The sequence below is a fragment of the Polaribacter sejongensis genome, assembly GCF_038024065.1.
Classification (GTDB): Bacteria; Bacteroidota; Bacteroidia; order Flavobacteriales; family Flavobacteriaceae; genus Polaribacter; species Polaribacter sejongensis.
In genome coordinates this window covers 205,932-228,758 of record NZ_CP150667.1, presented here as the reverse complement: position 1 = coordinate 228,758, position 22,827 = coordinate 205,932, and the positions used below count along the sequence as shown (strand labels likewise).

Annotated in this window: 14 protein-coding genes; 1 reads left to right on the top strand and 13 read right to left on the bottom strand. The window is 31.4% G+C overall.

The genetic code is table 11. The features are described from left to right. The first annotated feature begins 40 nt into the window (after window positions 1-40). A complete protein-coding gene (locus tag WHD08_RS00800) occupies window positions 41-490 on the top strand; it encodes a ferritin-like domain-containing protein (RefSeq protein ID WP_208889613.1) in 450 nt (149 codons plus the stop codon). A gap of 89 nt (window positions 491-579) precedes the next feature. Here WHD08_RS00800 and WHD08_RS00795 read toward each other — a convergent pair whose 3' ends face one another. The 13 genes from WHD08_RS00795 to WHD08_RS00735 form a co-directional block, all read right to left on the bottom strand. Further along, window positions 580-1,917, bottom strand: a complete 1,338-nt coding sequence (locus WHD08_RS00795) for a TlpA family protein disulfide reductase (protein WP_208889614.1) — start codon at window positions 1,915-1,917, stop codon at window positions 580-582. A 15-nt stretch (window positions 1,918-1,932) separates the two neighbouring features. Further along, a complete protein-coding gene (locus tag WHD08_RS00790) occupies window positions 1,933-3,414 on the bottom strand; it encodes a sulfatase-like hydrolase/transferase (protein WP_208889615.1) in 1,482 nt (493 codons plus the stop codon). 33 nt (window positions 3,415-3,447) lie between these two features. Further along, window positions 3,448-4,593 (bottom strand): glycosyl hydrolase family 28-related protein, encoded by a 1,146-nt coding sequence (locus WHD08_RS00785; protein WP_208889616.1) that lies wholly within the window; start codon window positions 4,591-4,593, stop codon window positions 3,448-3,450. A gap of 21 nt (window positions 4,594-4,614) precedes the next feature. Next, window positions 4,615-5,415 carry an SGNH/GDSL hydrolase family protein gene (locus tag WHD08_RS00780; protein WP_208889617.1) on the bottom strand — a complete coding sequence of 267 codons (801 nt, stop codon included), beginning with the start codon at window positions 5,413-5,415 and terminating at the stop codon, window positions 4,615-4,617. Between the two features lie 12 nt (window positions 5,416-5,427). Continuing rightward, window positions 5,428-7,392 (bottom strand): right-handed parallel beta-helix repeat-containing protein, encoded by a 1,965-nt coding sequence (locus tag WHD08_RS00775; RefSeq protein ID WP_208889618.1) that lies wholly within the window; start codon window positions 7,390-7,392, stop codon window positions 5,428-5,430. Between the two features lie 15 nt (window positions 7,393-7,407). Beyond that, window positions 7,408-9,207 carry an arylsulfatase gene (locus WHD08_RS00770; RefSeq protein ID WP_208889619.1) on the bottom strand — a complete coding sequence of 600 codons (1,800 nt, stop codon included), beginning with the start codon at window positions 9,205-9,207 and terminating at the stop codon, window positions 7,408-7,410. Between the two features lie 279 nt (window positions 9,208-9,486). Then, window positions 9,487-12,222 (bottom strand): hypothetical protein, encoded by a 2,736-nt coding sequence (locus tag WHD08_RS00765; RefSeq protein WP_208889620.1) that lies wholly within the window; start codon window positions 12,220-12,222, stop codon window positions 9,487-9,489. 203 nt (window positions 12,223-12,425) lie between these two features. After that, window positions 12,426-14,231 (bottom strand): sulfatase-like hydrolase/transferase, encoded by a 1,806-nt coding sequence (locus WHD08_RS00760; RefSeq protein ID WP_208889621.1) that lies wholly within the window; start codon window positions 14,229-14,231, stop codon window positions 12,426-12,428. A 22-nt stretch (window positions 14,232-14,253) separates the two neighbouring features. Next, window positions 14,254-15,195, bottom strand: coding sequence for a prolyl oligopeptidase family serine peptidase (locus WHD08_RS00755; RefSeq protein WP_208889622.1), 942 nt, complete (start codon window positions 15,193-15,195; stop codon window positions 14,254-14,256). 23 nt (window positions 15,196-15,218) lie between these two features. Further along, window positions 15,219-16,637: a glycoside hydrolase family 30 protein gene (locus WHD08_RS00750; protein ID WP_208889623.1), complete on the bottom strand. Its 1,419-nt coding sequence runs from the start codon at window positions 16,635-16,637 to the stop codon at window positions 15,219-15,221. Window positions 16,638-16,746: 109 nt separating this feature from the next. After that, a complete protein-coding gene (locus tag WHD08_RS00745) occupies window positions 16,747-18,111 on the bottom strand; it encodes a family 43 glycosylhydrolase (RefSeq protein WP_208889624.1) in 1,365 nt (454 codons plus the stop codon). Window positions 18,112-18,721: 610 nt separating this feature from the next. Next, a complete protein-coding gene (locus WHD08_RS00740) occupies window positions 18,722-20,389 on the bottom strand; it encodes a hypothetical protein (protein WP_208889625.1) in 1,668 nt (555 codons plus the stop codon). Further along, window positions 20,390-22,795, bottom strand: coding sequence for a glycoside hydrolase family 3 N-terminal domain-containing protein (locus WHD08_RS00735; protein WP_208889626.1), 2,406 nt, complete (start codon window positions 22,793-22,795; stop codon window positions 20,390-20,392). Window positions 22,796-22,827: the final 32 nt, after the last annotated feature.

Sequence of the window (22,827 nt, the reverse complement as noted above, 5' to 3'; positions counted from 1 at the left end):
AGAGTTCATTTAGTAAATATTAATCAAAAACATTAAAACTATGAATACGTACACAGATAATATTGGAAACAAATTAAACGCTTTATTAGAGAAAACTTACGATGCAGAAAAAGGGTTTACTAAAGCTGCCGAAAACGTAACAGAAACGCCTCTTAAAAATTACTTTAAAAGAAAATCTCAAGAGCGTTTAACCTTCGGACATGAATTAAAGCAGGAACTCGCAGCCTATGGCCAGGACATTAATAAAGGTGGAAGTATTACTGGACAAGCACACAGAACGTGGGTGGATATTAAATCGGCTTTTGCGACAAATAACGAAGGAGCCATGCTTGAGGAAGCCATTCGTGGTGAAAAAGCTTCGGTAGAAGAGTATCAGGATATCATTAATGAAACGGATTTACCGTTAAGCACGAAAACCATTTTAGAATCTCAGAAACATACCATAGAAAGTGGTTTAGCTAAAATTAAAACGTCAGCCGATATTAAATAAGTTATTTTTCAAACAATAAAACATAAAGCCGCCTTAATTCAAAATTGAATTAAGGCGGCTTTTATAGGTTGCAATTTGCCAATGGGCAACTACTCTTTTATTAATTCTTCAATTTTTTGTTCCAAGTCTTTTCCTCTTAAGTTTTTGGCAATAATAACACCATCAGGGTTTACTAGAAATGTTGTAGGATATCCTCTTATACCATATTGCTCTTTAATGCGGTTGGAGTCATCTGTAAAAATTTGTGGCCATGAAATGCTATACTTTTCAATCATTTTGGTGACATCTTCAGGAGCACTGTCCCCTATTATACTTACGATTTCAAATTTAGAACGCGCTGTATTTTCATAAAATGCTCTAAGATTCGGAAGTTCTTGAATACATGGCCCACACCATGTTGCCCAAAAATCGAGTAACACATATTTTCCTTTTAAACCTTCCAAAGAAACCGATGCTCCTGTACTAAATTCTTTACCTGAAAAAGGAAAGGCTTTATATCCGACTTGAGCAGAAAATAATTGATCTTTGGGTTCTTTCATTTTCTCTAAAACCAATACATTTTCATTCTTATTTACACCTCGATTTTTATATGTATTACCATTAATTTCGATGTATTCATTTTCTAGAATTATAACATTTTCATCTGCTTTACCTTCACTTGGAATACTATTTATAGTAACCAGTTCTGAATTATCGTAAGATAAATTTTTAAAACCATTTGAAGCTACCGCCAATGCTACACCTTCTAAGCTCGTTGTTGCATACTGAGGAAAATTACTTAAAAACATATTGTATTCTTTCATATATACAATAAGTAACGGTGCACTAATGGTGGTTATTTCGTTATTTACAAAACGTTCAAAGTTCACGTCTTTCACATTTGCTTTAGCTAAAGAATCGTTATCAAATTTAACCTTGGGGTCTATTTCTGTAGGTTTAAATATCTTATCATCAGAGAAATCAAGATTATTATTCGTGTCCACAATCATTTGCAGCTCACCTATTGAATCTTTTCCGAATGCAAAAGCGATCTTCGTTTTAATAGGTGCTTTCGATAAATTTAGAGAATCGGGAATCCAATTCCAATTATTCTGAAGTTGCTCATAATACGCTTTTGTAATAGCATTAGTATGGTAACTTTCAAACACCAATTGATAGATATCTGTATTAATATCCCCTACTTTAACATCTGTCCAGCTGCTAGGAATTCCAACGGTTTTGAGCTCTGTCTTTTTCCATGGATTATTCTCAGATTCAGAATACGGAGACATACCACCCATAGCAGACTTAAAAGGACCATAGCCGTATATTTCAGTTAATGGCAACTTTATGATGTTCTCATTTACAACATCTTTCTTACTCCTATCACAGCTTACAATTAGAAATAATAGGCAAATAGACGTTAATATTAAGTAGTTATACTTCATTTTAGATATTTTTATTTAATGGATCTGTGGCTGGTTCCATAATCTGTATGGATCATCATTTGCTACCATCTGTTCCAACAACAAAGCCTCCATCTCAGCCAATTTTTCTGCATACTTTGGATTTTCTGCTAAATCGGTCTCCATCTCACCATTCTTATGATGTTCTGGTAAATATTCATTAGGGTTTTTCGCTAAATTAAAAAGTTGAGTTTCTCTCACTGCACCATCCATTACATCGTATTTAATCAATTTCCAATCGCCTTTTTTAACGGTTCTCATTCCTGGTTTTGTTCCTCCTGCATACACACCATACATTACATCTCTAACTTCTTCTTTTTCTCCTTTTATTACGGATGTAAAACTTTTTCCTTGTACCGTTTTTGGAATTTCGATACCTGCTAAATCACATAAAGTTGGTAATACATCTAAAAGGTATATATTTCCTTTTACTCTTTTTCCTGCTTCAATTCCAGGTCCTTTTATAATAAATGGAACACGCCATGTATGTTCGTATAAATTCTGTTTCCCCATTAAACCATGTCTCCCAATAGACATTCCGTGGTCGGATGTATAAATAATATAGGTATTATCTAACTCCCCCATCGCTTCTAACTTATCTAATACTTTACCAATTTGTATGTCTATATTTTCTGAACAAGCATACTCACGTCCTAATTCATTTCTTACCGTATTTTCATCTCTATTTTTCCAAACACCACTTACACGCTCTTCATCTCGAAGTTTTGGATGTCCATGAAAAAATGGGTGTTCTTCTAAATAATTATCCTGAAGTTGGGGTTGTTTTTCACTTAAAGCAGGAACCTTATTTTTATCCTTATGGTTTACTGCTCCGTATTTAGCTAATAATTCAGGAGTACCATTTCTGGTATCATGCGGATGAGAAAATCCAAAGTAAATTAAAAAAGGAGCCGCTTCTTTAGTTGTTTCTCTTTCTGATAAATACCTTAAAACTTGTTTAGAGTGCCACGCACTTCCGGTTTCCTCTGTCCCTCCTCTTTTAGTAGCATCTTTTACAACCGTAAATTGTTTATTAGCATTTGGGTACGAATTTCCTTTTTTACATGTACGCATGGTATTGTAACCTGCATTATTAAAAACAGCACCCATGGTAGAATCTTCTATTTCGTTATATTCATTATTTTTTTGATCTTCTGCACTTTTAGGTAAATTCCAAACTGTTCTACCAGACATAATCATGTGTCTAGAAGGTGTACAAACAGCTCCATTCATAGATCCCATATTTCTTGCCTGATCAAAAACAAGTCCGCCTTTTGCTAACTTATCTATATTGGGTGTTTCTAAAATTGAATTTGGGTCGTATGTTTTTAAATCAAAAGGAGATTGATCATCAACCAAAACAAACAAAAAATTTGGACGCTTTTTTTCTGTTATTTTCTGCTTCTTTTCAGTGCTTTTACATCCTACAAATAAAACTAAGATTGATATAACAAAAAGTAATTTATGCTGTTTGTTCATAAGGTTAATTTAATTATTAATATTATTTTTTAATTACCATAAAATTCTAACATCCTTTGGCCATTGTTTAACATCAGTATATATTTCGTTTCCTTTTTTAAAAGTACTATTCTCTAGAGTAACATCACATTTTAACAATCCCATATCTACCTCTATATTATCAAAAACACTATTGATTATATACGAATCATTAACCGATCTCCACATTGCTCCCCAAGTATTGTTTACAATCTCACAACGATTTAAAATTACTTTTTGAGGTGCATATTTAGGATTTTCTGTATAATGATATTTATCATAATAATTTTCACAAGGAAACCAGAGTGCGACTCTTGCGCATCCTGAAACATGATATTTATGAAAGAAAATGTATCCAGCTTCGTCATGATCTGCCTGAATACCATTTGTTTTAGTATCTTTTATAGTGCAACGTTGTGCCAAAACATACTCGCAAGATGTATATTTATTTCCTTTACCTTTTACAGGATAAGACATATTACAATCAGACTGTAAAATGTATTTGTTATACAAAAAGTATACATTATGATACAAACCCCCTGCAGATCCATTATATTGAAAATTACAATTATCCATTATAATATTATCAGTCCGTTTCATATGAACACCTTGTGCAGACCAATCTGTTACATCAATATTTTGAAGCATAATTCTTGTGTGTCTGCTTTCGTTTCTACCTCTAAATAAAATACCATTTACTTTCCCTTCTCTTTTTCCTTTAAGGGTTAAATCTTTTATGACTAAATCTGTAACTTGTGGTTTATCTTCAATATTAAAAGCAGCATTATCTATTCCTTCTCCTTGTAAAAGGATTGTTTTATCTCTCCCTTCTCCAATTAAAGTAATATTACTTTTTAAAGTAATGGTACTGTTTAAAATATGAGTTCCTTTTTTTAGGAAAACAACTCCACCACCTTCATTATAAACATTGTCTATGGCTTTTTGTATAGATTGACCAGGTTTAACCTCTACAACATTTTGCAACCATTGTTTAGGATAGTCTACATGTTTAAAATCATCATTCCATTTATCAGACATTACAGCATATACTTCTTGCTCTATAGTTACTTTAGTATATGCAAATGCTTTTTTTTGTGCATTTATAGATGAAATTAATCCTATAAAAGCGATAACAAAGAAATGTTTTATGTTTTTAATCATATTCAATTATTATGATGACTATTATAAATACTTAGCAATTACTTCTGCTACTTTTTTACCTTGCTTAATTTTACCTAATTCGTTATAATGAACGTTTCCTGGTTCTTGTTCCCATTGTTTTCTATTAGGTTTTGTAAATGTATAAAGGTCGTTTATAGCAATATTCGGATGATTTTCTAAAACCTCTAAAGCTGCTTTATTAAACTTAATACTATCGCCAGCAAAACGTCCTTTTGCATTTTCTGGAACCGGTGTTGTTGTAGCAAAAATCAATGTAGCTTTTGGGTAATTTGTATTTAAATAATTACAAACCTCCTCTAAATTTGTTTTATATTTTTCTATGGATGAAACTTGTTTTCCGTTTTTATTTAGATGTTTTCCTTTAAGGTATTTTAAATCGTGTAATCCAACATTAAAATGAATAATATCCCATTTAAATTTCCAACCTTTTTTTAAATCTGGTTGAAACATGGTCTTTTGCATTTTATCCATATTTGGGATAAAATTATGACTAGCTCCTCCATTTTTAAACAACCGAATTACCGTAGCTTTCTCTTCTAAAATTTTTCTAACTGTAGATGAATATCCTATGGAAATAGAATCGCCATAAATAAGTACATTGGGTTTTCTTCTTACAGGATTTACATATTTAAAAGCATCTGTTTTATAAACCTTACCTATTTTACCACATAATTGTTCCCAAGTCTTTTTACAAATCTCATAATCTGTTTTTTTAGCATAACTTTCTGCAAAGACTTTAGGTGTTACTAAAACTCCTAAAATACTTGTCCCTAAAATTTTTGTAAAATCTCTACGTTTCATCAGTAATACTAATTATTTAGACCATACTTTAATTTTATTCTTGCCTAATTTTAAATTATTAAAAGGCCCAACTAAAGGAACCTTAGTCGTTCTTGCTTTTCCAAAATAATCTTCGGTTAAAGTGATAGGCGAACCATCTACATTTTCGAAAGGAGTTTCTGTTTGCAATGCCACACCCATTAATTGAGTATCTACAACATTCGTTTTTACATTTGCAAAACTTTCATCAACAGTAATATTTAAATAATATCCGTCTACCTCTTCCGTTAAACTAATATTTGGGTTTAAGTTTCTATTCTCTATTTTATTGCTATCAATATTAGAGGGTAATGCTTTATTTAAATACAAATTACCATCAATAAACGTCGGAAATTTCTGTTTGTTTGCACGATTAAGACTTCCGTTAAATTTCCATTTATAAGAAGCATCCGGAAAATCATTATAAACATTTAAACCATGTTGTTGGCTACTTTGTAAACTATCTTTATCTGATGCTAAGATGTTATTATAAAAACGATCGTCTCCCAGAATAATCGTCATTAACCCCATAACCTGCGTAGAATGCGGAAAATGATATTGTGTAAATCGATTTCCGGCAGAACGAGTTTGTACTTTACCTGCCATTATATTATTTGCAAACGTAGTACCTTGAGATGCGTTTAATAAAGAAATTTCTGATAATAAAATATTGTTGTCAATAATCATAGGACCATGATTAACCTCTACAAATAAATCTTCGCTTGCATCATTATTATACAATAAGTTTCCAGTTACTCTTGCTCCTTGTGCTTGCCAATCTAGCCAAATACCTCTGTGATTATCATGAATAAAGTTATTTTTGATAACTACATCAATAGCTGCATGTAATTTTATGCCCCCAACTTCCCAACCACCAAACTGTTTTTTAACGTTGACATTGTAAATATGATTATTACTAATTTCACTAAATACACATCCTAAATGACCAATAATTCCGCCTTGTTCACAATCTTTAATGGTATTATTTCTAATAATATGAGAACCAATCATTTCTTTAGACCAACCTAATTGTAATGCTTTAAAAACAACTTCCCTTTCTCTTTGTGTACCATGCTTTTTCTTATCGTTAATCCATAAATTTTGCCCAGAAGCTCTTTCTTTCCCAATACTGATTCCGGTACATTTAGAGTCTGAAATTAGGTTGTTTTCAATGATCCAACCTTTACTCCAATTCGGACCAATTAACCCACCTTGTTCTGCTGTTGGTGGCGCCCATTGTGTTGCAGCATGACTCATTTTAAATCCACGAACTGTTATATAATTTATCCCCGTTACTTTTGGAAAAAAAACGGTGGATCTTACATTTATTTCTACCAATTCTTTATTAGGATTATGCCCTCTAAAATTAGCATAAATTGTAGTCGTTTCTTCATTACTTTTACAAAACCATTTATATTTTGATCCTTCTCTATCTACTGCTCTTTTTAATGGAATTTCTTCAAAAACCTTAGACAAGCTATCTATTTCATACAAAGATTTTCCGTTGAGATATACTTCTCCTAAATGATGCTCTCTTCCGTATTTTTCTGTTAACCAATCTCCTTTTAAAATTTCTTGATAAGGATTAAAATCGCCAAACATTTCGTTGTTTAACACAACTTTCCATACATTTCCTTTATATTTTTTCCACGTTTTTATTTCCTCAGAACCTTTTATCCAAACATCTTCGTTTTCTGCTGCTTGATAAACAATTCTACTAATATTATTAAAACCACCGTTAAAAGGGTTTATTCTCTCTCTATAAGTACCTTTATGTACTGTAATAACATCTCCTGGCAATGCAATTTTAGCTGCTTTAGAAATTGTTTTAAAAGGATAATCAATACTTCCTTTATTAAAATCATTTCCACTAACAATGCTAACATGGTACTCTGTTGCATGCAATAATGATGATATTGTTATTAAAATTAAAACAATTATTTTTTTTAATATTTTCATACTTATTTAATATATTTAAATCTTCTCTATTTTAGCATAATAAGCACCTATTTCAACATCATTATCTAAGGTAAACCAAGTTTCTAAATGCGTTTCTCCTTTTTCTAATTCTACCGTATATTCTACAAATTCTGATGTTAAATCTACTTCTTTAGACATATCTATATTCTGAATTTTAATTCTAGAATTTTTAATAACCAAAGCTTTTCCTTTTTTACTAGCACTTACACTCGTACCTTCTAAAGCAGGACGAATAGGAGCCTTATCTCCTAACGCTAAATGTGATTCTTCTGGCCAACGACGTAATTTTATAGAATACATTGCTGTTTCTGCTACTTTTACACGCCAAAAACCGTTGTTTATTTGTCCTTGTCTAATATGATCTTGTTTCCAAGGTGTAAAAGTATCTGTATGCCAATCATGACAAAATAAAGTAGTAGGGTTTTCTGCTTCATTACCAACAATAAAATATGGTTTTTCTACAAAAGTCGGAGAAATTTCTGCCCACCATTTATCATATTCTGCTTTGTATTTTGCTACTTTTTCTGGATATTGATCTGCAATATTTGTTCTCTGTTCTGGATCTGTATCTAAATTATACAATTCTGTTCCTTCTACCATTCGCCAATTTTTATGCATTAAAGCGGTACGTTTCCAAGGAATAGGATCTGTAGAAAACTGCGTATTTACATATACAATTCTATCATCAAACTTTGAGTTATCACCTTTCATTAAAGGCACTAAACTAGAACCATCAAACTTTAAATCTTCTTTTACTTCTAACTTACATAAATCTATCAAAGTTGGTAAAATATCATAATGAGCCGTTAATGCATTTATATCTTTTCCTACATTTATTTTTCCGTCTTTCCAATGGATAAAGAAAGGGACACGGTGTCCGCCTTCATACATACTTGCTTTTACACCACGCATTCCTGCATTGTTTCCTTTTTCTATAAACCCATCTAATCTGTCTTCTCCTTTTCCCATTTTACTTCCTGCTGAAGAACCATTATCCGCAGTAAAAATTAAAATAGTATTGTCCATTAAATCAATTTCTTTTAAATAAGTAACTAGCTTACCAAGGTTTTCATCAATATTAGCAATCATACCGTAAAAGGCTGGATTAGGTATATTTTCATTGTTTTTATATGGATCTGAATATTTATCATCTACCCAATATGGAGAATGTGCAGCATTTGTAGATAAATAACAAAAGAAAGGTTTGTCTTTTTGATTACCTATGTATTTCTTGGCATTTTCGAACCAAACATCTGTACAGTAACCTTCAAATTGTTCTGGTTTACCATTATGAATATAAGTATCATTAAAATAATCATTATTCCAATAATCCATTGTTTGGCCAACTCCACCTCCGTTATTCATTAAAACCTCATCAAAACCATTGTCTTGCGGACGGAAAGGATAATTATCGCCTAAATGCCATTTACCAAACATAGCTGTATTATATCCATTTTCTTTAAAAATTTCGGCCATAGTTTTTTCTCTTTCGAGTAGTAGTGAACGTCCTTTTATGGTAAAAAACACACCAGTTCTATAATTATGATGCCCCGTCATCATTGCTGCTCTTGTTGGCGCACAAGTAGGACTTACGTGATAATCTGTAAGTCGTGTACTTTTACTTTGTAAAGCATCTATATTTGGAGTTTTAATTTCTTTATTACCCAAGGCAGCAATATCTCCGTAACCAATATCATCTACCATAATTAAAATTACATTTGGTTTTTTACTCTTTTTTTCTTGTACTTTTTCTTTAGTTGAACAAGATAGAAAAGACAAAATAAAACAATACATTATAATACAATATGAAATATTTTTTATCGGTTTTGAACACGTCATTATTAACAATTTTTATTTAAAATTAAAAATACTAATTCGCTAAAATAAAAGCTTACCACAAATTTAAAAATACTCTTTTTTAATCTTTATATACTATACTCAATATTGTTAACTTATAGCCCATTTTTGGTTTTAAGCCTTGTATATAATATAAAAAACAAAAAGACTGTCTATGTCAAGACAGTCTTTTTTCTTATTCAGTTTTCACTGAATTCCCAACAAATAACTAATACTTTATTTTAAATTTATAACTCTAAAATCTCCTGCACTAAATTTCTTTTCTATGTTATTTTGAGTAATTATTACAGGTACTTCATTGTGCAAAAATACTTGTCCGTTTTTTACTTCTAAAACAACATTACCTAAAGTACTTGCAGTAATTATATAACCCTTTGCTTTCAAGTGATTTCCTTTACCCATAAATAGAATTACATCTCCGTTTTTTTCTTCTCCAACCAAAGCATAAGAAGCATCAGAAACCATCCCTTTATAGTTTGCTTTATATTGATTTTTAGATGAAAAAATAAAATCCTCTCTTCCTGATTTACTAGTGATATGTAAACCTACAAATTCTTTATTATTCTTTTCGTCCTCAAAACTTTGTATGCTTTTAATACTTTTTCCTTCTGTTGATGTAAATGGTTCGTAAACAGACACAAAAGGATGTTCCCATGCTTCACCATATTGACGAGCAGTTAACGTTAAATAAGGAGCATTACTTACATCATAAGGTAAATTGTGCTTCTTAAACGCTTTATTTGGTGGCGATTTTAATGAGAAAATCTCACGACCTTCTGTTCCTTTCATCCAAAGATTCATAAATACATCTTCCTGTCCTTCTGGTCTATCAATTTTCCATTGTGCTTGATAATCTTTATCACTTTTAATTGACTTCTTATCCCACTGATAATCAAACGCATATAAATATCCGCCGGCAAAAGCCATTTCTTCACTAGGTGTAAGATCTAAAGGTTTTCCTAAAGCATCCATAACTTGCATACTTTGTCCTAAATTATGATAAAAATAATCGTGAAACTTATCTCCTTTACGTTGTTTTTTAGAACGGAAAATATCAACATAATATCCTGTTGTTTCTCCTGTTTTAATAGTACTTACTATTCTATTTTGATCACTACGTGTTTCTGGCTCTAAAAAATAAACATCAGAAAAAGTAATATTTTTATAATAACCTTCTTTCTTTTCTGATTTTGGATACTCTGCCATTAAATCAAAAGCATGATTACTAAACATTTCTGTGTAAGACGAAACTCCGTCTACCATAACCGTATTATGTGCCGGAAACTGAGAGTAAAACTCTAAATAAATTGGTTGTAAATAACCTGCTCCTTTACCAGGATCTGCACCTTGCACAAAGCCTTTACCATACAACTCTAAGTTAATTCCGTTTGCATGCATGTGGTTACCTAAAGATGCATTTAAAGAAGCCATCATTCCGTTTTTACCACTTCCCATACGTTGCACATGCCAACTTACATTTGGCGCATAAAATGTTTGTGTTATATAATCTTTTATATCTGCAGTTTTATATTTCTTATTTAATTCTAAAGGTTTAGCAGCAAAAAAAGAAGAAATATTAGCTTTAGGTTTCCTTTTGCTTTTCGTTTTTTCTGAAGTATCTTCGAACAAACGATACATTCCTGTAAATTCTTCTTCTAATTCTTTATCACCATTTTTCTGAGCAATACGAATCATATTACTTATTGCTTCTGTGTAAATTGGTCCATAAGTTGTATCTCCAAAAGCAACTATTTGTCCGTTAGGAAATAAATATTGAGGCAACATTTTTACCGCTTTATTTATGGTTGGTGTGTATGGTAAAATATTATGATCGAAAGTGTTATCAAAATCATTAATAAAAGTAGTTAGATCTTTCGTCACACCTTGAGAATATCCCGGGCATTCTGCCCAAACACCTGTTTCTTTATCATAACCAAAATCCATAAACTTGTTAAGAGACCATTGGCGTGCAGACGTAACATTTAAAATATAATTGATGTAATATTCTCGTCCTTTTTTGTCTTCATAGTTTTTATCATCTTGTAAAACCATGGCAGCTTTTAAAATGGTTTTTGCTTGATGAAGGTTCCAGTTATTTTGTGGAACTCCGTTTTTTATAATTTGATCTGTCCATCTTTTAATAGTCTTATCATACATTGCAATATCTTCTGGGTGATTTTCTTCTATATATTGATGTAAAAAATCATATAATTCTGCGATGTTTTTCAAGGTTCCCTCATGAATCACTTGAAAATTAGTAAAACCAACTAATGTTTGAATATGTCCATTCATTAAATCGATTGGTTCACTTCTGTAAGACATTCCTTCCATATAGGTGTGAAAAACATCGTAAGAAAACTTAGCAAATCGCTTATCATTTTCTAACCAATATAAGAATGCTGCATCACGAGATAAGTTAATAATATTGTCGTTAATAGTATAAATTGCTCTACCAGTTTTAGAAATTTCTGCCCATTCAAACGGGTGTCCTTCTTTTTTATTATTTGGTAAATACAAACCACGAGGATCATCCATATATGGTAAAATATCTTCTAATTTTGGTACACCATAATTTGATGTATAATCTCTAGAACCTACAAAACGTACTGTTGGTACTGGTGCTTCTCCATCTGCGTGCGAATAATTAATTCCGTTAACATAAACGTTAGTAGATTTCGTTTTCCAATACATTTGCAAACGAGAAACCATCCATTCTGGATCATTTACATGACGTACTACATGCTCATCTATTCGATTATGAATTCCTGCTAAAACATCAGTTGCCCAAGTTTCTTTCTTAATCGTTTTTTTCAAATCCTTTTTACCAGATTCTGTAACATACAATCTCGGATATCCTTGTTCTAAATTTGTTGGAACCGGTATTGTATTATTATTTTGTGCGTGTAGTTTAGTGATAAAAACTAAACACATAAAGAAAATTATATTTTTCACAATTTTACTTCTCATTTTATTTTATAGAATAAGATGTTATTATTTCCGTTATACAAAATCACATAAATATAAAATTTTATTGTGATGTTGAATACTATTTATTTAATTGCAATGTAACTAAATAGTAAAATTAGCACTATAAATTATGGGGCAATGAGTGTAAATTATGCTCTACTCTTCAATATTTCATAATTTTATTTTACTTATTCTTTTAAAGTTACGTAATTATAATATACAGCTCCTTCCATTTCTCCTGATGCATTATAAAACCAAGTTTGAATAAATGCTGGCCCTTTTGGTAAGTTCTTTAAAGTAAATTTTACTCCATCTGCATTTGGGTTCGTTTTTTTAGTTTGATCAACATAAATAGTATCACCATTCCAAATTTTAATACGCGCACTTGCTATTGGTAAAGCAACACCAGAACCTGCTGAAGTTAATGTAGTTTCGTTTTCAATTTCTTTTGGCCAACGACGTAAATCAAAATTATAAGTTCCCGTTTTATCAAATTCAACGGCAATAAAACCACTTCCTTTATCTCCTTTTTTAACTGCATCTTGCTCCCAAATTATGGTTCCATGAAAATCCATTGCATGTAAATCTGTTTCTGGTTCTGCATCGTTACCTAAAACAATTCTAGTATATTCATCTGATCTTTCATCTACAAGTTGCCACCATTTTTCATATTCTTCTTTTAATTCTGATACAATGGCATCATTAGCGGAATTATTAATTACATCTACTTTTTGTTTTTCATCAACCAAAACATCATATAACTCCCAATTAGAATCTGCACTATTACGAATTAAACGCCATTTATTGGTAATTGTATTCCCATCCCAAATATCTTTTTTAACGGATAGTTTTTTATACTTTTCGGGAAACTCTGTCCACATATCATTAATAATAACGGCTCTGTTTTTATATTCTATAGGATCGTTTGATGAATCTTTATCTAAAAAAGGTTTAAAACTTTTCCCTCTAATTTTTAATTTTTCTGGTCTGTTAGGTACATCTTTTAAATCTAAAATATCCATAAATGTTGGTAGCCAATCTATATGCGCTGTAAGTGGTGTTACTTCTCTAGCTTTCCCTACTCCTCCAAGTCCACCTTTTTTCCATCTTACAAAAAAAGGTACACGAGTTCCTCCATCATAATTAGAACCTTTTCCTCCTCTTAATTGATCACTTCCGCCACCATTATCTGTTGTAAAAATAAGTATGGTATTATCTGCAATGTCTCTATCGTCAAGATATTTCATTAAACGCCCCATATTTTTATCAATATTTTCTATGGTAGCCGTTTTTGCACTAGCTCCTTTTCTTGCATCTGGTGGTGTTACATGTGGTGCATGTGCTGTGCCTAAAGGAAGATAAACGAAAAATGGTTTTTTCTTTTCAATATTATCATCCATAAATTCCATGGCACGATTAAAAAAGAAATTATTAGTAAAAGCACCTTTTATTCCATCATCTTCATCTGTCATTTTAACCAAGCTATCATTAACCCAAATATTTGCATTATTATTGGTATTGTCCCAATAATCTGGTTGTTGACCTGTTCCTCCTCCTTTTATCCAAGCTACATATTCGAAACCTCTATCTTTAGGTCTAAAAGGATAATTATCTCCTAAATGCCATTTAAAAAACAATCCGGTTGCATATCCATTTTCTTTAAAAACATCTGCCATAGTAATTTCATCAGCACGCATCATATTTCTACCATTAATAGTATGCCAAACGCCCACAACATCACTTGGTCTTCCTGTTAAAAGTGCTGCTCTTGTTGGCGAACAACTTGGTGAAACATGAAAATCTGTTAAACGTACACTCTCATTTGCAAGAGCATCAATATTTGGAGTTCTAGGTCCATTTTTTTTGTAATATGAAAAAGCATTGTGGCTTATATCATCTGGCATTACAAAAATAACATTGGGTCTGTCTTGGGCTAAAGTGCTAACTGTTAACATCAACAATAAAGTAAATGTTGTTATTATTTTTATGTTCATAATATTTAATGATTTTTCTTAATTACTTTAAATGAGAAAGTATAAAATTGGTTACATACTGACTCAGCTCTTGAAATGATGGGGAAATATTAGATCCACTAAAACTATGTCCTGCATTTTTAATCGTCAATAATTCTACATCGGCTTTCTTTTCTTTCGCTACTTCTAGCATATATGTTGAATTAATGATTGGTAGTACAATATCTTTCTCTCCATGAATAAGTAAAATTGGAGGACTATTTCTTTTCAAGAGTTCCGTTGGACTAAGTAATTTTGCTAATTTTGGTTTATTTTTTAAACTATCACCTAAAATTCTATTATAAGAATCTTGTTTTTCAAACAAAGAACCAGGTACCAACTCTGGGTTTAATAGCGATGTAGCAGGAAAATAAGAAGCTACACATTTAAAATTCGGAAAATAATTAGTCAACGTTGTATCTCCCTTAAACTCAGTATTCTGCCCAAGAGCCGCAACAAGACTAAGATGTCCTCCTGCAGAACCACCCCAAATACCATATTTTTTTTTATCTAATTTATACTTTTCAGCATTTTTTAAAAGGTACCTCGCAGCATCTTTTGCATCTACTGCAGCTTCATATGCTGTAGAGCCTCCTCGTGTTTTTCGATACTCTATAGTAGCACAAACAACACCACTATCTAATAAAGATTTTAAAGTAGTTATAAAAGATTTTCTAAATATTTTATACCGATCTCCTCCTGCCCAACCACCTCCATGAACATGTAGCATCCAAGGATTATTTTTTTTAATTTTAGAGGAATCAGGATAATAAATATCCATCTCTAAACGCTCCCCATCTACAACTTTATAAACCACATTTTTTTTGTAATTAAAAGTTTCTAAAACTTTTAAATCTGATAGTTTTTGGCCATAAATAAATGAATGAAAAACCACAAAAAAAACTACAATTAAAGGCCTATTAATTCTAAACTTACAAAAACTCATAACCTTCTTTTTTTTTAAAAATATTATTTTTTAAATACAAAAGCACACAAACTTTGCTTAGGAAGTTCTACTGTATAACTTTTACCTGCTATTTCTATATTTTCTATAGAAATATTTTTCTCCATATTTTCTATAAAAACTACTATGCGATTATCATTTTTTACAGCTATTGCTTTCTTTTTATTTGGTGTAACTACTTTTATACTTTGGTCTCCTGGACGAATAAACTGACTCATTAAAGAAATTGGTGCATAGTCTGCATTATAGGTTACTTCTCCTTTTTCTCTATTAATATTAATAAGACTATTTTGTTTCCATCCCCAACCACTTGTACTCGTTTCATTTAATATAATATTCCAATAACAGTAATTTTCACTACCAGAATTTAACCAATCTGACACCTCAGAAAATCTTTTTCTAGCTTGTTTCATAGAATTATCGCCGTTTTCGCAACGACCTTCTGTATGCATAATTTTTATGTTGGGGTGTTTGTCTAACAACTCTTGCATTGTTGATGGCGGACAATATTGTAAACCAACTCCTGTTACATTTTTTGATCCCTCTAAAGACATAAATTTTTGTGCATCTTTACGTTTTCCTCTAAAGCTTCCTGCCCAAAGTTCTGTATCAAAATCTGATTCTTTAAACTGAGGAAGTATATAATTTGATACCAATTCTTCCATTTGTTCTGGTTGCATATCATTACCAGGATATTTAGGATTCATATCAGTTTCATTCTGAATAATTAATCGGTTTATACTGATACCATTTTTCTGATAAGCTTTAATATATTCTGAAAAATATAATGCATAAGCTTCGTATATTTTAGGATCATTTTTTAAAACATTTTTCTCAACACCTTTATTTCCTCCATCCATTTTACCAGATTCTTTCATCCAACCTGGAGGACTCCATGGAGAGGCAAACATTTTTAATTGATGATTCTCTTTATATGCTGCTTGTAAAAACGGAATTAAAGTTGATAATTCTCTTTCTATAGAAAAGTGTTCCATTTTATAATCATTAGCTGTTTCACTATAACTATACGCACTTAAACCAAAGTCTGAAGCCCCTACAGCTGTTCTACAATTTGATAAACCAGTACCATTTGTAGTATTAAAAAGTGCATATGCTAACTCTTTTTGATCTGTATCTGACAAGCTTACAAAAGCTTCTCCTCCCATTTCATTAAAAGCACCACCAATACCACTTAAATTTGAATGAATAACACTATCCAATTCAACCTTAAAACTAGGATCTTCTTTTCTTGTAGACTTTAAAATTACAGCTTTACTTTTAACTGGCTGTGCAGTAACTTTTGTAACATCAGATAAAATTACATAGTTCAATTCTAATTCATAATCGTCAGATTTTTTACAACTAGTTAACATTAAACTAATAGCAAATGAGAGACTTACTAATCTTAATATATTTCTTTTCATATTTCAATTTTATACCTCAATTAGAAGTAATGCTCCTTTATTTTTCTATAAACTAACTTTGTATTAATTCTCCAAAAATCATTTAAGAACCCTAATTTAATTTGTGATATTATTTTTCTTCGTCTTCAAAAAATTGCTCTAATTCTATGTAATCAATTGCTAATTGTCCTTTTGATGGTTTCCAATCTTTTTTGAAAATACGAACTAAATTATCTCCTGCTTTTAATTCTACAATTCCGAAATCTATTGTTGTAAATTCTTTAGACTGAGGAAACGTAAACTCACTATACTTATGACTATTTATTAAAATATCATGATTTGATTCTCCTTCTGGCGAAGCATATCTTACTTTAAAACGATATTTTGATTTTTTTGCAACTTGTGCCAACACATAAACATGATCAAAAGGATTATCAAAATTAGTTACATAACCTTTACCGCTATAGCCTTTTATCCATGTATCAACAATTACATTATATAATTCTCCGCCAGCAGCAAAACCATTTTCTGCTTCTAAATGAAGTGTTGTTCTTGTACGTTTTGCATTTCCCAATCCTTCTTTTGAAGGAATAATAGGAATGATATCTCCATTTTTATCATAATGTAAATAATCTGCCATTACATTTCTGGTTTCACTTAATCCTCCTGATAACCAAGCACTGTGATAAAACATCATATCTTTTCCTTTAAAAGTAACAGTCCCTCCATGATTTGTACCACTCTGTCCTTCAAAATCATCAATAAAAACACCTTTATATTCATAAGGCCCTAAAGGATTATCTGCAACGCCATAAAACATTTTTTCTGGCCATCTTCTTGGTGTTAGACCAGGATATGTTAAGTAATATTTTTCATCTTTTTTATGTACCCAAGGTCCTTCAAAAACATGTGTTAATTGTTTGGTTAAATCCACATAGGTTTCCGGTTTTATAGACATTAAATCTTCATTTAATTCTGCTGCAAAACATTTACGATCGTGTCCCCAATACAAATACGGAGTTCCGTCATCATCAATAAACAATGCAGGATCTTGACCAAATTCAACTCCTTTTACATATCCTAAATCAGTAAAAGGTCCTCCAGGAGTATCGCTACGCGCAATTCCGGTTCTAAAAAGCCCAATTCCAGCTTCTTTCATACAATAGATTAAATAATATTTACCTCTATAATACACTGCATCCATAGCCCAAGCATGACTCTCTGCCCATTTTACATTTTCTAAATGTAAAATACGCCCATGATCTTTCCAATTAACCATGTCGGTTGTAGAAAAAGCATGGTAACCTGTCATACCATAATGGTTATTAGAACCTGGTTCATCATGACTAGTATACACCCAAAGTTTATTAGGATTATCTGGCCACACATGTGGCGATGGATCTGCAGTAAAAACGTGCGTAAAAACTGGGTTTTGAGCACTAATACTAATTGAAGTAATTACTGTAATTAGAAATAAAACTCTTCTAAATTTCATACTTACACTTTATTTTTTGATTAGTTTAGATTATTTTTTTTAATTAATTTATCTTTAAGTGATAAAAATAATTAAAGTAGAAATACTTTGTTATAAAACATGGTTCTTTTCATATAAAACAACAACCAAAAAACCAGGTAAAACAAAGTACATGTTCTATCTAGTTTTTTGATATCTCTTTTTTTATTTAGAACTATAATACTACTTTTAGATCTTTACTTTTAAAAAAATCCATAGAATTTTGATTAAAATGTATAGTATATCAGTTTCATATTTTAACTAAAGATACTTTTTCGATTCAGGGTATTGTAACTCTATTTTAGAATTGTAGTTGGTGTACTTCCAAACCAACCAACATTTTATTTTCGTTAATAATTTCTATTTTAATAACCAAACGATCTTGCTAAACCCTTACAATATTATCTAATTTTTTAATTTTATGTTTATAAACAGATTTACAACCAAAAGCTGTAAAATTAATAAACAAATAAAGGTGAGCGTTTGTAAATTTCTCATGAGTTAAGTTAATCTATTAATCTTTTTTGAACACTACTTAAAGTTTAAGTAAATGATACTGTGACAAGGAATACAGATAAGGTTATTTTTTCTTCTAATTATGTTGCCTTAATTCGTTCACTTTTTTATCGGCATTATTTTTAATATGTCTATTATAATCTTGTGTATACAATGTAGCTACGGACCTATATTTTTCTGGCAATTTGTTATATTCTGCCCAAGATTTATCGTAAATTTTAATCCATTTTACAATTCCTTTTTTATCACCTTTGGCTTCTGCATCTGACAAATAAACAAGTGCTCTGTATATTTTATAGACACCCAACCCATATTTAGAAGAAGCTATCGCATGCTTTCTAGTCTCTTCACTATCCCAATGAATAGATTTAGCCAACTTAACAATCTCTTTCCATTTTGCAATAGATTCTTCTTTTTGTTCTAAATTTCTACTTTGACCTACAAGATCTTTTGCAGGAGCTGGCCAACCAATACCTTGGTCTCGAGTCCACCAAACATCACTAATATCATTATATGTTGTATTTCTACCTCTAATTACTGCTTCTGCAGATAGCAAACACAACTTTCTAAATTTAATAATATCCTTTCCTTTTAAATGTAACCGTTCAGTTGCATATCTATTAAAAATAAAAGCTTCACTTTTTTCTGTATTTTGTCCCCACTGCGCCATCACCCAAGCATTTAGATCGCACCACATTTCATTCTTAATATAAGGACCGTCCCATCCACCACCGCGAGACCATGTCCAAATACCAGCATACAGGTCTGGTCTTTTCTCTACAAACTCACTTATACTATTTATTTCTTCTTCTGGCATTCTAGCATGTTCTTCAAAACCTTCTATTACTCCATTAGCAATATAATTAGGATACGCTCCTTTGCCTTCATATTCTCGTGCGGCTTGTACTTCTATAATTTGACGATGGCGACCTTGACCAATTAATTTACTAAATGGACGTGCTCTATGAAAATCGCCTTCACATTGCTTTATACTAATTATTAAATTTTGATGTGGTTCTATTGCATCATTTACTTTTAAATATGTTTCCATATCTCTATCAAAAGCATTCCAAGTTCTAAAAATGAGCTGTTTATTACGTTTTACACAAATCTCCTCGCGTAAAATTTGCATTAAAGGAATGATCGTTTTTTTAGCATTACTTTTATCTTTTATTGCTCCTTGATGAAAAGGTGCATCATGTAAATAGGTTTCTCCAATACGAACTACCAAACCATCTAAATCTGAAAATTGGTCAAACATTTCATTTATTTGAGCTCTGATAAACTTTTCTGTTTGTACATTATTAGGATTGCCAAATGTACTCTCTATCTTATATTTTTTGATTAATCTCTTTGGAAACAATACTAAATCAGACATAGCATAAATTGCCATACCTTGTGCTTTACTAGCGGCATGCATCTTTTTAATTTGTAATGCTTTGTCATCAACCCATTTTCGTTCTTCTGATCCTTTTGGAAGAATATCAACATCTACAGATTCCCAATTTATTGCTAATGCAGGCGATTCAAAAAGAAAATAAACCTTACCATTATACCCCATTTCCTTTATAACTGCCGGATCATTATATACCGATTTATAAGGTATTTCACCAGGATTATGATGTACCATATCTAAAATGAGCGGAGCATTATTTTTAACTTGTGCTTTTATATGAATACTACAAACACAAGAAAGTAATACAATTATATAGGGTAATACGATATGAGTTTTTAATTTTATCATTTACAAAATATTAAATTTTTCTTTTAAATGGATATCTACAGACGAGCTACCAACAAGAATTTGAAATGTTCCTGGCTCTACAGTCCAATTCATGTGCTTATCTAAAATTTCTAAATCTTCTGGTTTTAACTCAAAGTGAACCGTTTTAGTTTCTCCTGGTAAAAGATGAACACGATCAAAACCTCTAAGTTGAGATTCATACGTAGTAACGCTACTTATTTCATCTTTTAAATACAACTGTACTACTTCATCTCCAGCAACTTTACCTGTATTTTTTACATCAAAAGACACTTTAATATTACTTTGAGATTGCTTTGTTTGTTGGTTAACCACTAAATTACTATACTTAAAAGTAGTATAACTTAATCCGTATCCAAAAGGATATAATGGACCTAAAACTCGTGTATTGCCATACCCATTTGGACCTGCTCCTGGTTGTCCTGCTTGAGAACCGGGTTTGTATGGAAAATTTAAAGGAATTTGTCCTACAGCTTTTGGAAATGTTACACTTAGTTTTCCTCCTGGATTGTAATCTCCAAATAATGTTTCTGCAATAACTTCTCCTGCCGCAGTACTCGGAAACCAAGCTTCTAAAATAGCTGGTAAAAATTTATTTTCCCAATTAATTGTTAGTGGCTGACCATTTATTAAAACTAAAACCACTGGTTTTCCTGTTGCATATAAAGCTTGTACTAACTGAAACTGTCTACCAGGAAGTCCTAAACTTGTTCTAGATTTAGTTTCTCCTACTCGCTTTTCGTCTTCTCCAACTACGGCTATAATAATATCCGACTTGTTGGCTTGTGCTACAGCTTCTGCAATACTTTTTTCTTCGATCTCTGAAAGTGGTGTTGGAATAATTTCACTCCCAGGCCAATCTGGATCTACAATATCACAACCTTTTACATAGCTTACTTTCGCTTTGTTTTTTGCATAATTTTTAATCCCTTTAAATACTGATGTTGATGGATTATTAGCAGGACCATAACGACTATACGTAAAACTTACTTGATCTGCTAAAGGCCCTGTAACTAAAATATTTTTAAGATTATTAATATCTAATGGAAGTAGGTTATTTTCATTTTTTAAAAGCACTAAAGATTCTCTGTTTATTTGTTTAGAGAAAGCTTCATCGGCTTCTGTGTGAACTAATTTATCTGATTCTTTTGGGTTTTCTACATATGGCTGATCAAATAAACCTAACCTAAATTTCACTTTTAATACTTCAGAAACTCTTGTATCAATTGTTTTCATAGAAATTTTGCCTTCATGTATCAATTCTCGTAAAGGTTCTATATAAGATTCTGGAGTTCTAAATGTTGTACGTACATTTAAGCCAGCTTCTACAACTTGCCTAACCGCTTCTTTATAATCTTCTGCTACTTTATGTTTTTCTGACACATATTCTACAGCTTCACTATCTGAAACTACATAGCCATCAAAACCATATTTTTCTCTTAATAACTCTGTTAAAAAATACGGACTTGCAGTAACCGGAACACCATCATAATCATTATAACTACTCATAACGCCCATTGGTTTTGCTTCTTTTATAACACGTTTAAATGGATATAAATGAAGTTGATGCATTTCTCTTGGTGCTACATGCGGATCTGTACGTGCATCGCCATCTCTTGCTCCTTTTGGTACGCTGTAAACAGCAAAATGTTTTAACGTTGCAGCCACACCTTCAGACTGAATACCTAACACCATTTGCTTTCCCATTTCTGCAATATGAAACGGCTCTTCTCCATAACATTCTAAAACACGTCCCCAACGTTGGTCTCTTGCAACATCTAATATAGGTGCATATACATTGGTATAACCTAAAGCTTTTGCTTCTCTCCCAACAATAGTTCCTGCTTTGTGTACCAACTCTTTATTCCAAGTACTACCAATACCAATAGGTGCTGGTAAAGGCGTTGCTTTTTTATGACACAAACCATGTACTCCTTCGTTTGTAAAATCTACCGGAATCCCTAAACGTGTTTCTTCTATAAACCATTTCTGTACTTTATTTATAGCCTCTGCATGTGTGCTGTAAGGATAAGAATAAGATGTATGCGTTTTTTCTTGATTCCATATTGTATTTAAATGTTCATCAATATTAGCAATACCATCTTTCCAAACTCTATTTTTCCATTCTGGTGTAGGTAACTCATCTTCTAAAACACGTGCAAAACCATATAAAGTAGCCATTTGACATGTTTTTTCATTAACATTCATTAATGAAACTAAATTAGAAACTCTATCGTCAATATGGGCTTTCGGATCTTCGTAGACATCCTTTATACCATTTTTATTAAAATCAATCCAATCTTTAAAATAAATACTCTTCTTATCACCTTTAAAAGAAGACAAGAGAAAAACACTTACTAAAATAGCTACTAATACTTTACTTTTCATTCTTAAAAAATTTTATTAAATTAAACCTATTT

What these genes read in the sequence shown, in the direction of transcription:
- WHD08_RS00800 (WP_208889613.1), top strand. Translation starts at nt 41, where the DNA reads ATGAATACGTACACAGATAATATTGGAAACAAATTAAACGCTTTATTA.
- WHD08_RS00795 (WP_208889614.1), bottom strand. Translation starts at nt 1,917, where the DNA reads ATGAAGTATAACTACTTAATATTAACGTCTATTTGCCTATTATTTCTA.
- WHD08_RS00790 (WP_208889615.1), bottom strand. Translation starts at nt 3,414, where the DNA reads ATGAACAAACAGCATAAATTACTTTTTGTTATATCAATCTTAGTTTTA.
- WHD08_RS00785 (WP_208889616.1), bottom strand. Translation starts at nt 4,593, where the DNA reads ATGATTAAAAACATAAAACATTTCTTTGTTATCGCTTTTATAGGATTA.
- WHD08_RS00780 (WP_208889617.1), bottom strand. Translation starts at nt 5,415, where the DNA reads ATGAAACGTAGAGATTTTACAAAAATTTTAGGGACAAGTATTTTAGGA.
- WHD08_RS00775 (WP_208889618.1), bottom strand. Translation starts at nt 7,392, where the DNA reads ATGAAAATATTAAAAAAAATAATTGTTTTAATTTTAATAACAATATCA.
- WHD08_RS00770 (WP_208889619.1), bottom strand. Translation starts at nt 9,207, where the DNA reads ATGTATTGTTTTATTTTGTCTTTTCTATCTTGTTCAACTAAAGAAAAA.
- WHD08_RS00760 (WP_208889621.1), bottom strand. Translation starts at nt 14,231, where the DNA reads ATGAACATAAAAATAATAACAACATTTACTTTATTGTTGATGTTAACA.
- WHD08_RS00755 (WP_208889622.1), bottom strand. Translation starts at nt 15,195, where the DNA reads ATGAGTTTTTGTAAGTTTAGAATTAATAGGCCTTTAATTGTAGTTTTT.
- WHD08_RS00750 (WP_208889623.1), bottom strand. Translation starts at nt 16,637, where the DNA reads ATGAAAAGAAATATATTAAGATTAGTAAGTCTCTCATTTGCTATTAGT.
- WHD08_RS00745 (WP_208889624.1), bottom strand. Translation starts at nt 18,111, where the DNA reads ATGAAATTTAGAAGAGTTTTATTTCTAATTACAGTAATTACTTCAATT.
- WHD08_RS00740 (WP_208889625.1), bottom strand. Translation starts at nt 20,389, where the DNA reads ATGATAAAATTAAAAACTCATATCGTATTACCCTATATAATTGTATTA.
- WHD08_RS00735 (WP_208889626.1), bottom strand. Translation starts at nt 22,795, where the DNA reads ATGAAAAGTAAAGTATTAGTAGCTATTTTAGTAAGTGTTTTTCTCTTG.